The sequence below is a fragment of the Streptomyces sp. MBT53 genome (assembly GCF_016654115.1).
Taxonomy (GTDB): domain Bacteria; phylum Actinomycetota; class Actinomycetes; order Streptomycetales; family Streptomycetaceae; genus Streptomyces.
Genome location: NZ_JAEQAZ010000242.1, coordinates 1 through 11265 on the forward strand (window position 1 = coordinate 1; position 11265 = coordinate 11265).

Here is an 11265-nt window from a genome sequence, read left to right on the forward strand (position 1 = left end):
CCGCACTCCACGGGCCCGACCCACACCCCCCACCGTCCCCTAGGGGATGTCACAGCTCGGCAGCAAAGCCCCACCCGAAACCCCCGGCCCGGCCCGTGACTCTGCGGAACCAGGTACGTTCGATGACGTGGCTGGATTCAGGATCGGACGCGGCGGCCGGGACGGCCGGGCCCCGCAAGCGCGCCCTCAACAACCTCCGTACGGGCAGCAGGCTCCCCCGGCACCGCAGGGAGCGCCGCAGAGACAGCCGTACGGCTACCCCTCTGCGCCGCAGCCGTACCCGCAGCAGCAACCGCAGTACGGAAGCCCCGCGGGCGGCGGCGGCCGGCAGTGGTCCCAGGGGAACGCAGGCAACGGCGGCTACGGCGACGAGCCGGAGTACTTCGGCGACGGCGGATACGCCCAGGGCGCCCACCCCGGCACCCCGGACCCGTACGCGGCGAACAACCCGGGCAACACCCAGGCGTTCTCCGTAGGTGAGGACCCGTACACCCAGGGCGGTACGTACCGCGCGGGCTCGGCGCAGGCCCCCGCGGGCCCGGTGGGCCCCCGCCTGCACTGGAAGGACCTGCTGCGAGGCATCGTCCTCGCACCCCAGCAGACGTTCCTCCAGATGCGGGACTACACGATGTGGGCCCCCGCCCTGATCGTGACGTTCCTCTACGGCCTGCTCGCGGTCTTCGGCTTCGACGGCGCCCGCAAGGACGCCATAAACGCCACGCTGGCGAACGCGGTCCCGATCGTCCTCATCACCGCCGTGGCACTGGTGCTGTCGTCCTTCGTCCTGGGCGTGGTCACCCACACCCTGGCCCGGCAACTGGGCGGCGACGGAGCCTGGCAGCCCACGGTCGGCCTCTCGATGCTGATCATGTCGCTCACGGACGCCCCCCGCCTGGTCTTCGCCATGTTCTTCGGCGGCGACGCGACCTTCGTCCAGGCCCTCGGCTGGGCCACCTGGGTAGCGGCCGGCGCCCTCCTCACGATGATGGTCAGCCGCTCCCACGACCTCCCCTGGCCCAAGGCCCTCGGCGCCTCCGCGATCCAGCTGATCGCCCTGCTGTCGATCGTGAAGCTGGGAACGTTCTAGGACCGGCACGATCAGCGAAACAAAAAGTAGGACAAAAGGGTGACATGCCCGCCATGTCACCCATCATGGCTACGGAGAGCCATCTAGCGTGACCACTCCTGCACCCACCGTGAGGAGTGTTCAGTGTTCGTGAGATCTCGCCTTGGTGTGAGCCGGGGAGTCGTACTCACGGCCGCGCTACTGGCCGCCATGATCGCCGCGATCCTCCCGGGATCGGCGGCCGCCGACGGGACCGACGGGCGAGCCCCCGATCACTGGGGCGTGATCGCCCGCAACACGATCGGCTCCCCCGTGGCCGAACTGCGCAACGGCCCGTACGTCTCCGGCGTACCGGCCGCCTTCGCGAAACCGCCGTTCGGACGGGGAAGCCTCGGCATCGAGGTGGCGGACAGATCCACCACGCTCAACCCACCGAGCGAGAAGGTCGACTTCGGCAACGAGGTGGACTTCCTCGGCAGCCGGATCCTGACGCTCCGCCAGGTCGGCTTCCACGTCTTCCAGACGGGCGAGAACATCACCTACGGCGGCGGCCCGACGAACATGCCGAACATCAGGTTCGAGATCGATCCGAACCGGCCGTCGCTGCCCAACGACAACTACTCCACGCTGGTGTGGGTGCCGCCGGCGGTCCCGACAGCCAACCAGTGGAGTCCCTACCTCGACGCCACCACGACCGGCACCTGGTACCTCACGGGCGGCGAGACGGTGTGCACCTCGTCCTCGCCGTGCACCTTCGCCAACCTGAAGACCTCGTTCACCAGCGTCCACGCGACGCCGACGGTGTACTCGGTGGCCGTGGGCAAGGGCCGCGACCACATGTGGATCGGCGCGGTCGACGGCCTCCGGCTCAACAACCACATCTACGACTTCGAGCCGGACGGCGTGCGAAAACTCCGCGCGAACTGACCAGACGGCGCCACCCGCCTCCCCGGTGCCCAGGCCGCGCGGAACCCCCAGGTCAAACCGCTTCCCGGTTCTCCTTGGGCGCCTCGCCCGACCTGTGCACCGGAGGCAACACACTCCAGGGGAAGTTGATCCAGTCGTCCGTCCGCTTCCACACGTACTCGCACTTCACCAGCGACTGCGACTTCTCGTAGATGACCGCGCTGCGCACCTCGGCGACGGTGTCGATGCAGAAGTCGCGGACCAGTTTGAGGGTCTTGCCGGTGTCGGCGACGTCGTCGGTGATCAGGACCTTCTTGGAGGAGAAGTCGATGGCGTTGGGGACGGGCGCGAGCATCACGGGCATGTCGAGGGTGGTGCCGACGCCGGTGTAGAACTCCACGTTGACCAGGTGGATGTTCTTGCAGTCGAGGGCGTAGGCCAGCCCGCCGGCGACGAACACCCCGCCGCGGGCGATGCTGAGGATGATGTCGGGCTCGTAGCCGTCGTCGGCGATGGTCTGCGCGAGTTCGCGAACGGCGACGCCGAACGTTTCGTAGGTCAGGTTCTCCCGTACGTCCATGCCCATGTCCGTGTCTCCCATGCTCACACCTGCGTCCGGTGGAAGTTGAGGAAGGAACGGGAGGCGGTCGGGCCGCGCTGGCCCTGGTAGCGGGAGCCGTAGCGCTCGCTGCCGTAGGGGAACTCGGCCGGCGAGCTCAGCCGGAACAGACACAGCTGGCCGATCTTCATGCCCGGCCAGAGCTTGATGGGGAGCGTCGCGAGATTCGACAACTCCAGCGTCACGTGCCCGGAGAAGCCGGGGTCGATGAAGCCGGCGGTGGAGTGCGTGACGAGCCCGAGCCGGCCGAGGGAGGACTTCCCTTCGAGCCGCGAGGCGAGGTCGTCGGGGAGCGATACGACCTCGTAGGTCGAGGCGAGCACGAACTCCCCGGGGTGGAGGATGAACGGCTCGTCGCCCTCCGGTTCCACCAGCCGCGTCAGGTCCGCCTGCTCGATGGAGGGGTCGATGTGGGGGTAGCGGTGGTTCTCGAACACCCGGAAGTAGCGGTCGAGGCGCACGTCGACACTCGACGGCTGCACCATGGATTCGTCGTAGGGATCGATCCGGACCCGCCCGGCGTCGATCTCGGCCCGGATGTCCTTGTCAGAGAGAAGCACGCCCCGAGGATACGCAAGACGCGCGGACCGACCACAATCGGACGGACCCGCGCGCCAGCGACTGCCTACCGTGTCACCGCTATTGCTTCTCCAAGGTCACCGGCACCGCGCTGCGGAGCCGGGCACACCGTGGACACCGGACGAGCCGTCCGGGGCCGAGCCGCTCGGCCTGCTGCATCGGGAACGAAGCGGTGCTGAACACGTGCCCATCGGCACAACGGACGACGGTGCGCTCCATCAAGTCCATGAGTCCCTTCCCCAAGAGCCGCGTCCGGCTGCTGCTCGCCGGACGCCAAATGCCACATTACGGGATGAAAGGAACGACTCTCCAGGCGGCACTCCGTCCCACCCGGACCCTCTTCCACACCTCCACCGTACGCCCCAACTCCGGCCCCCCGCAGCCGCGTCCACCCTCCGAAACACGACCGTCACCCCACGACTTCAGCGCCGCGAGCCGGCCATGAGGTAGAGTGACCAGGCATTCGACACCGGCTCAACCGGCGTCTTAAGCGGGTGTAGTTTAGTGGTAGAACATCAGCTTCCCAAGCTGAGAGTGCGAGTTCGATTCTCGTCACCCGCTCCAGAAATCGCCCCCAGGTCAACGGCCTGGGGGTTGTTTGTTGTCTAGTCCAATTCGGGGGTGGCGTGCCCTCCGCGTGCCCTAAGTCGAGGCGAAGCGCCCAACCGGAGGGCCTTCGGTGCCAATTCGAGCACCCCAACGCTAGGACGTCTCGAATTGTGAGACGCATTTTCGGTGACCTGGGTCATATAGAAGGCAAATGGTAGTCAAGTCACTTACGCAAAGGGCGACTTGCTGGATGGCTTCCAGCCCTCGACTGCGCGCGCCCTGCTTTGACCGTTTCGCCGCAGTGGCGCTAGCCGGCGGTCCACAATGCGTGGCATGTCCACCAGGTACAGCAGCTCCCGAAGACGCCGCCCCGCACCGCGGTGCGGGCGCCCCACACAGAAGGGGACACCCTGCAAGCTCCCCCGAGAGATCGGCCGCGGCTGCCGCCACCACGCCACACAGACCGAGCGCAAAGCAGCGGAGGCCGAGACCGAAGCCCGAGCCGAGAGCGCAAGACAGCGGGCTGGAGAAGAGCGGCGGCGGATCCGCGCCGGTCTCGCTCTCGTCACCCTGGCGCTGGTGGCCGGCTTGGGCTCATGCGCCTGGAACTCATGGAAGGACGACCAACACGAGGCCGCATGCAGCCCGCTCCGGACCAAGGCACGCATGCTGAGCGACAAGGCACAGGCGGTACGGATTCCCCTTGTACCTGCTATAGACCCGAGCATCCTGTACTTGCAACTCGGCCCGGATTTCCCTGACGACCTCGTAGATCTCAGCGCCACGTCGGCCACCGAGCTGGACATCTCAACGGGATACAGCGAAAAGCGTGAGCTGGCCGGGCAGGCCGCGCAGGTCGTCCTCGATCACCGAGCCTGCTTCAGCGACCTCTACATAGGCCAAGCCTCCCGCATAAAGCAGGCCCCTTCAGAAGTCAGCCGGGTGGTGATGCCCTCGCCCGCGCACTGCCGTGACGGATGGCCCTCCACGTCCATCGGGCGGCAAGGCGCGTGTTCCCATCACGGCGGCGTCATCCCTGGGAGCCAATGGGCGATGTTGCTTTTCGCCTAATCCAGATGGGCTGACCGGTCGGCATGGATGACCGTAGGTTGCCGCGCCCTCCGCTCTCGTGGCCTACACGGACACTAGGTCCCACAGTGCGTCGCGAAGCACGGTGCCCACGAGAAGACCCCGCCTCGACCACCTGCCTCAGGTCGCAAACCCAGTCTTGGTGAAAGTCAACCGGCTCGGTGCCCTCACCGAGACCCTGGCCAACGTCGCCACTGCCCACCGCGCCGGCTACACCGCCGTCATGTGCCACCGCTCCGGCCAGACCGCGGACACCACCTTTCCGTCCTCGCCGTCCCGACCAACTGCGGGCAGATCAAAACCGGCCCTCTCCCTCTCCGACCGCACCGCGAAGTACAACCAGATGGTGTCCTTTAAGGAAGAGTTGGGAACGCAGGCGCGATACGCGGGCGCCGAGGCGCTCGGGCTACGTCGCTGACACAGGTGCTGCCCGCTCATCTCGCGTTACCAAGGGACGCTATTCCGACCCCGATACCACCCCGCAGTCAACGCATCCTACGTTTCGTCCCGCAACCCTACGAGGTGCGATCTGAACACCGGGGCGGACAGCAGTACCGAGAAGATCGATGTCGAGCCATCGAGCTGGTCGTCGCGCTCTCGAGACCCAAGCGACAACCTCGGTGAGCGCGGCGTTGACTGCGAGCCCGTTGAGGTGGACCACGGATGGGTTTGCAGTACCGGTTCCATAGCCGTGCAGACGGTCGAGGTCCTGTTGACCGGTTGTCTTGGCCCATCGGGCGATTTCGGCGGAATCGAGCTCATCGAGACAACTTAGACACGGGCCGTTGGGCAGGACGAACACAACACGGCCGCCGAGCGCGAAGGGCTCGTGGGTGTCGTCGACCCCGGTGGCGATGTCGATGTAGGGGGTGCGGGTGTCGACGGCGATCTGGTTGAGCCGCTGGCGGGGTCCGTCGTGGTCCACGCAGCCGATGATGAGATCGACGTCGTGGAGCTCCGGGTGGGCACCGCCAGCCGTCAGCCCGGGCAGGTTACGGACCTGGATCAGAGGGTCGATGGCACGCATCCGACGCCGCGCCACAACCGTCTTCGGGCTGCCGATGTCGGCATTGTCGGCAGTCACCAGCCGGTTGAGATTCGTCATCTCGACAAGATCGTCATCAAGGATGAGCACGTCGCGGAACCCGAGGTAGGCAAGATTCAATGCAACATGTGATCCCGTGCCCCCGGCGCCGACAACGGCAACCCGCATCGTGACGATCGCCGCCTGGGCTTCTGAGCCCAGGAGCGGAAGCTGACGGTTGAAACGCTCGTCAGTGACAGGAGCATTGTTGAGGACTCGGAATTGTTCGCCGATCGCCGTCACGGTGCGAAACTGGCCTCGTTCGACTCTGCCGCCCCCTTCAGTTCTCCACCAGTCGGCGCGCACCCTGCCCTGCGCCCAGACTGCGGCGCCGTAGGGTGATCCGGGAACGAGGTCGAGCATGTAGTCGACCATCGGCGCCAGGGCAGATTCATCCGTGCGGGAGAAACCGGGTGGCCCCAGGTGGTGGTTATGGAATTCGACCAGCCCCTGACCGGATGCGGCCGCACGATTGTGAACGCGGTCCAGGGCACGGTCGGCCAGGTACCAACCGCTAGGGCCTCGCTCGACATCGCCGTCCTCGATGAGGACGACATCGACCACTTCCAGGACGGGGCCTTCACTGTCGTTGCGGATGGTGTCGGTGAACGCGAACGCGAACCGTTCCCCGGAGGCTTCGGCAAGGTGCCCTTCAATGAGAGCCCAGTGACCGGCGTCAGTGAACTTGAGAGTGCCGCCCATTGCCATCAGCTCGCTTCCTCCAATCGGGTCAGAGCGCCAGCCAGGTAGTCGGCAAGGTTGCTGCCGACTTCAGGGTTGGCAGTGGGCCGCCAGTCGTTAGGGTCGACGTGATACGAAAACTGCAGCCACTGCTGCTCGGCGTGAGTCTGAATGCCCTGGCTGTTACCAGGCACGGATCCGTCGGCGAGGGTGAGGTCAGGTCTGGCGCAGATGTTGTCAGGCTGCCCGGCCGGGTAGTTGGTGGGAATCGCGAACAGCACGTCGGTTCGGTTGTGCGACCAACCGGCCGGGAGCTTGTAGTCCGTGAGCGTCACGACGAGCGCCTCAGGGTCGATGACGGCGTTGGGAAACGCCTTGCGTAGGAGAAGAGCCTCCTGCGCAAGGCGCTCCCTGAGCCGAGGGGCGATTGCCACGGAGCTCAGCCTCGCTTGAATCGTGGGCGACGCTTGAACTGAACGCCGGGGACGAGGTGGATCGTGTCGTCCGGATCGACCGTCTTACGGGTCCCGTCCGGCAGGATCTGGATCAGCCCCTCGCTGGGCGTGATTCCGGCCAGTGCCATGACCTCGGCACCGGTGATGGTGGGACGGTTGTACTCGTAGGTGATGTCATCGACGTCGAAGGCGAACGCCGTTCCGCGTCCCTCGGGGCCGCTTCGGTTGGAATCTTCGGTGTGGACGGCCGCCATTGTGGCCTCCTCTTATCGGTCCGCCTGGTGCGAACTCTCACCACAAGGTCGAAGCCGAATGTGGATCCGCACCCCCCTGGCCCCAAGATTTTCCGGACTATCGAGGATCAGTGCGGGCGTAGGTCAGTTCAACAACGTCGGGGGCGGTCGCTGCAAGTCGGCGGGCCAACCCCTCTTCGTACGTGGTGACAAGGACCTGGCCGACGGCTCCGGCCTGGGCTGCAAGGACCATGGTGCGAGCGACTGCGGCACGACGACGTGGGTCGAGGTGCTCGAGCGGCTCGTCAAACCAGATCGTCGACGCTCGTGTGACTGAGCCCGCCAGCAGCAGCCGAGTCACAAGGAGCGCAGTGGCGCGTTCCCCTCCGCTTAGGTCTCCAAGTGCAAGATCGAAATCCCCGTGACTGAAACTGAGCTGTCCATCTGATCCGAATTGGAGACCCTCGCTGCCGAACACGAGCTTCCACCGGCGACCGATCTCGTGGACGAGCGGCTCAATCCTTTCGGCCAGATATCGGTCTGCTACCTGATTCAGGGTTTTCTGCGTGATCTCTACGACGAGGTCCTCGCGAGCGGCCGCTTCGAGAGCGGACTGGTCCTCCGCAGTCTGGCGAAGTTCCTCCAGCTTCAGCCGTGCCGCGTCGCGCTGCGAATTCAGCGCTCCGTGTCGCTCGGCAAGTTCCGACGCCCGTTGGCGGATCTCAGCCAACGCAATGGATGCTTCTGGGCCTGGGTCGGGCTGTTCGGGCTCGTTGGGTGCGTGGTACTCGTTAAGCGCTTGTCCGAACCGCGTGATTGCGCTGAGTCTCTCTCGCGCAGCGACCGTCTGACGCTCGCGCTGCTCAATCTCCGTGTGGGCGTGACTGCCGACATCTCCGTGTGAGGCGAGCGCGGCTTCACGTTCATCATCAGGCAGCGGTCGCAAGCAGGTCGGACAGCACCCTCCCGCAGAATGCAGTAGGTCCGCAGCCGAAGCTGAGGACGCCGCTTGGACCTCGGCCGCCGCTTTGGCCTTTATCCCCTCTTCGAGTGCCATGGATGCCTCCCGCTCACCGAGGGTGAGTGCAATCCGTGGATCCTTGTCACCGACTTCGAGCACGCCGGCCATCTCTGCCACAAGGCTCTGAATGCGACTGCTGTAGGCCATCGCTTCCCTGCGGTAGTGGTCCCAATTTGCGGCCAAAGCAGCTGCTGGCTCCAGTTCATTGACTGCGTCATCAGCCGTGCGACGCTCTGCAGCCACAAGCTGGAGCTCAGTGTCGAGGCCATCGACAAGCCGAACGGCGGCTGCGATGGCCTCGTCGCTGCCGCTCAGGTCATCCCGAAGCGACTTGATCTTCTTGGCCAGATCACTGCGCCGTGCCTTGAGTTGGCTTGCCGCGTTGAGTAGGGGCTCGATGCCGAACACGCCGGCAAGGTGGTCGCGGATAGGGAAGCCGGTTGTCCTGTCAGCTGCGACTGATTCGAAGACCAACGAGTCGAGAAGTCGTGGATCCGCGCCCCAAGCATCGCGAAGGATCATCCGATAGCGACCTTCATCGACAGCGTTGCCGTCGACGCAGGCTTCGAATATGGCGGCGCCGTTCCGTTTGAGCGAACGAGTAACGCGCACGTCGACGGAGCCCGGCAAGGTGAGGTCGAGCTCTACCGTCGCCGATTCATGGCCACCGCGCACGGCCCGGCCTCGGTCACGGTCTTCGGGAGTGCCGAACAAGCCCCAGCGCACCGCCTCAACCAGGGATGTCTTTCCGACGCCGTTGGGGGCAACGAAGAATGTGACGGGCCGGGTGAGAGAAAGGTCCAGTTCCTGGTATGCCCGCCAATTGGTCAGGCGGATGTTACGGATCACGACGCGACTGCCTCTGCAAGGCGGGCAAGGCGCTCCACCAGGCCGTCGCCTTCCAGGTGCCCGGACTGAACATCGATGACGACTTCAGCGATCGCCAAAGGATCAAGTCCGCTAAGTGCTTGGAGGCTTTTCTTCTTGTACATCAACTTTGGCCTGCTCCGGCGCGCCTCCGCGACCTGCTTGGCACTGATCTCGGACACAGCGGAGTTGAGATCTCCCAGGCCCAGAAGGTCATCGAGGTCGGCTACCCGCTCCCACGCCGGCAGGCACTGATCGAAGTGTCGACCGAGTGCAATGCTGAGCGGCTCCGGCAACGACGGGCTGTGGGGCGCGAGCCAGCCGTGAACGGTGTCGACAGACCGGTGAGCGTCCGCCGGTGTCACCACTACGGCGCGTTCGGCATCCTCCGACACCAGCGCGATGGCCGATACCTCGGGGTGAAGACGGAAAAACCTAGCAACTGTCTCCGGCTCTTGTGACCATTCGTCCACAGCAGCAATGAATACGGCGACGATCCCGCCCGGCGCCGTGCACTGGGCGACAGGTCGCATCGTATTTGGTGGCCTCGAAACCCAAGCCGGGGCGAATTCGACCGTGACCAATCGATTGAATCGGAAGGCCAAATCCTGCAGGGCGATCACCACTGGAGTGTCATCGGGCCCATCATCTACAGGGGGCAGCTCCTGAAGGTTCGGTGGAGGTTCGTCCTGCCGCGCACTGTCGAGTAGTCCCAAGCGCATGGCTACCGGATCCTCCTCGATGGACGGGGAGGAGGTGTCGCGGTCGACCAAGGCAGTGACGATTTCGAGTTGCTCCGCTACCTCGGCACGGCGATCTGACGGCAGCACTGACAGGTCTGGCTCGGGTCCGCGGCCACGCAGGAAGAGCAGGTACCGCTCGATCAGGTCGTCGACCGCATTGTCGAGCTCGTCATCGCGACTCATCGTTGCCTCCCGCCGTCGAAGTCTTGGACCTGACACATCGTCGCAGCGACTCGAGCGCCCGGGTCCTCTGCCGGGAGGCCGACTGGTGCGACTTGCCCGCGCGTAGTGCCCAATCAGACAGACTCTCGCTCTCCATGATCGTCGCCTGCACGATATCGAGCTGCTCATTGGTCAGCCCTGCCATGCATCTGAGGGCATGGCCGAGCAGTACCTCCCGCTCCGCTGCTTCACACACGTCGTCGTCATAAAACTGAGGATCGGCCGTAACCCCCAGGTGATTGATCATGCTGCGCATCTGCTCGCGCTCACGAATGGTCCTGCGACCTGAATCCTGCCCGCGGCGGAGGGCAATCCTGATGGCGAGCCCCACGAGGGAAGTCACCTCCAGAGGCTCCTGTCTCTCCAGTTCCAGGAAGGCTTGAGTCACGGAATCATCGACTTCATGCGGATCTGGATCCGACGAGGTGATCGACCTGATTCCCCGGCGGGCCGCCTGACGCATGGGAGCAGAGACGCCAACGTAGAGGTCCCGGCGGCTGAGCTTGCCTTGCCGCCAAGCCTCAAGAAGATCCTCATCGTCGATCCCGGACTGTTCCATCACCTGGGTGTCGTACGGACCCGCCCGCCCGCACCCCCCTCTCCGTAGGTTTCTTCATCGGAGTTATCACGCGACAGCGCTTCGGAGCCCCTGCTGCCCATCGGAACATCCGTTCCAGTGACAACTGGTCACCCTCGCTACCCGTCAGGAAAGCATCTAGACAGGCTTCTTTTCACAAGGACGCACAGTTCCCGTCCCGCTCGCGCCCCTTCAGTGGAGTCGATCGACGCCCTCCCGGATTGGGCAACGATCGCCAACCCTCACTGCCCCCCACTGCCATCGACCCACAACCTCACGTTGCTGCACGACGACGTGTTGTACCGGGACACGCCCCGCAGACACCGTGCCTCGTCAGGCACGGCTCGATTTTCTGGAGCGGGCACTCCCCACCCGACGCTCGCTGACTCGCCACAAGGCGTTCTTGCGACCAACTCCTCCTGCCCGCAAGGCAAACTGGCCGTTCCACGATGAACTCGCGTTGAGTACTTCGAACCTCGCTGTGGTCACTTGCTCCTCGTCCGCGGGCAAGTCACGGTGTTCCGACCGGGATCCATGCACAAATTCACTCGTGTCAGTGCGTTGTGGCAAAGGG

The 11265-nt window shown here is 65.0% G+C and carries 12 protein-coding genes and 1 tRNA gene; 5 read left to right on the plus strand and 8 right to left on the minus strand.

Translation table 11 applies throughout. From position 1 onward, the window contains the following. Positions 1-46 precede the first annotated feature (46 nt). Together JHN45_RS45700 and JHN45_RS45705 are read left to right on the plus strand one after the other, a co-directional pair. Positions 47-1087, plus strand: coding sequence for a Yip1 family protein (locus JHN45_RS45700; RefSeq protein ID WP_201055324.1), 1041 nt, complete (start codon positions 47-49; stop codon positions 1085-1087). A gap of 129 nt (positions 1088-1216) precedes the next feature. After that, a complete protein-coding gene (locus JHN45_RS45705; RefSeq protein WP_307783381.1) occupies positions 1217-1993 on the plus strand; it encodes a hypothetical protein in 777 nt (258 codons plus the stop codon). Positions 1994-2045: 52 nt separating this feature from the next. Here the strand turns inward: JHN45_RS45705 and JHN45_RS45710 are convergent, their stop codons facing one another. Next, positions 2046-2573: a phosphoribosyltransferase gene (locus JHN45_RS45710; protein ID WP_236584821.1), complete on the minus strand. Its 528-nt coding sequence runs from the start codon at positions 2571-2573 to the stop codon at positions 2046-2048. Between the two features lie 2 nt (positions 2574-2575). Continuing rightward, positions 2576-3151, minus strand: a complete 576-nt coding sequence (dcd, locus tag JHN45_RS45715; RefSeq protein ID WP_200715752.1) for a dCTP deaminase — start codon at positions 3149-3151, stop codon at positions 2576-2578. Positions 3152-3660: 509 nt separating this feature from the next. On the opposite strand from dcd, the gene JHN45_RS45720 reads away from it, so the two are divergent. From JHN45_RS45720 to JHN45_RS45730, 3 genes are all read left to right on the plus strand, one after another. After that, positions 3661-3734, plus strand: a tRNA-Gly gene (locus tag JHN45_RS45720). Positions 3735-4385: 651 nt separating this feature from the next. Further along, positions 4386-4790: a DUF3761 domain-containing protein gene (locus tag JHN45_RS45725; protein WP_201055325.1), complete on the plus strand. Its 405-nt coding sequence runs from the start codon at positions 4386-4388 to the stop codon at positions 4788-4790. A gap of 103 nt (positions 4791-4893) precedes the next feature. Then, positions 4894-5226 (plus strand): hypothetical protein, encoded by a 333-nt coding sequence (locus tag JHN45_RS45730; RefSeq protein ID WP_307783384.1) that lies wholly within the window; start codon positions 4894-4896, stop codon positions 5224-5226. A gap of 39 nt (positions 5227-5265) precedes the next feature. Here the strand turns inward: JHN45_RS45730 and JHN45_RS45735 are convergent, their stop codons facing one another. The 6 genes from JHN45_RS45735 to JHN45_RS45760 all read right to left on the minus strand — a co-directional run bounded on the left by JHN45_RS45735 (position 5266) and on the right by JHN45_RS45760 (position 10676). Continuing rightward, positions 5266-6600: a ThiF family adenylyltransferase gene (locus JHN45_RS45735; RefSeq protein ID WP_201055327.1), complete on the minus strand. Its 1335-nt coding sequence runs from the start codon at positions 6598-6600 to the stop codon at positions 5266-5268. Beyond that, complete coding sequence (locus JHN45_RS45740; protein WP_201055328.1) at positions 6600-7007, minus strand: E2/UBC family protein; 408 nt, start codon at positions 7005-7007, stop codon at positions 6600-6602. Before JHN45_RS45740 ends, JHN45_RS45735 begins: the two co-directional genes overlap by 1 nt. Positions 7008-7012: 5 nt before the next feature. After that, on the minus strand, positions 7013-7282 hold the full coding sequence (locus JHN45_RS45745; protein ID WP_201055329.1) for a multiubiquitin domain-containing protein: 270 nt from the start codon (positions 7280-7282) through the stop codon (positions 7013-7015). A 97-nt stretch (positions 7283-7379) separates the two neighbouring features. After that, positions 7380-9131 carry an AAA family ATPase gene (locus JHN45_RS45750; RefSeq protein WP_201055330.1) on the minus strand — a complete coding sequence of 584 codons (1752 nt, stop codon included), beginning with the start codon at positions 9129-9131 and terminating at the stop codon, positions 7380-7382. Next, on the minus strand, positions 9128-10075 hold the full coding sequence (locus JHN45_RS45755) for a hypothetical protein (RefSeq protein ID WP_201055332.1): 948 nt from the start codon (positions 10073-10075) through the stop codon (positions 9128-9130). The genes JHN45_RS45750 and JHN45_RS45755 overlap by 4 nt, the downstream gene beginning before the upstream one ends. Continuing rightward, positions 10062-10676 (minus strand): RNA polymerase sigma factor, encoded by a 615-nt coding sequence (locus JHN45_RS45760; protein ID WP_201055334.1) that lies wholly within the window; start codon positions 10674-10676, stop codon positions 10062-10064. The genes JHN45_RS45755 and JHN45_RS45760 overlap by 14 nt, the downstream gene beginning before the upstream one ends. Positions 10677-11265 lie beyond the last annotated feature (589 nt).

Coding starts and splice junctions, on each gene's coding strand:
- JHN45_RS45700 (WP_201055324.1), top strand. CDS start 47: ATGTCACAGCTCGGCAGCAAAGCCCCACCCGAAACCCCCGGCCCGGCC.
- JHN45_RS45710 (WP_236584821.1), bottom strand. CDS start 2,573: ATGGGAGACACGGACATGGGCATGGACGTACGGGAGAACCTGACCTAC.
- JHN45_RS45725 (WP_201055325.1), top strand. CDS start 4,386: ATGCTGAGCGACAAGGCACAGGCGGTACGGATTCCCCTTGTACCTGCT.
- JHN45_RS45735 (WP_201055327.1), bottom strand. CDS start 6,600: ATGGCAATGGGCGGCACTCTCAAGTTCACTGACGCCGGTCACTGGGCT.
- JHN45_RS45745 (WP_201055329.1), bottom strand. CDS start 7,282: ATGGCGGCCGTCCACACCGAAGATTCCAACCGAAGCGGCCCCGAGGGA.
- JHN45_RS45755 (WP_201055332.1), bottom strand. CDS start 10,075: ATGAGTCGCGATGACGAGCTCGACAATGCGGTCGACGACCTGATCGAG.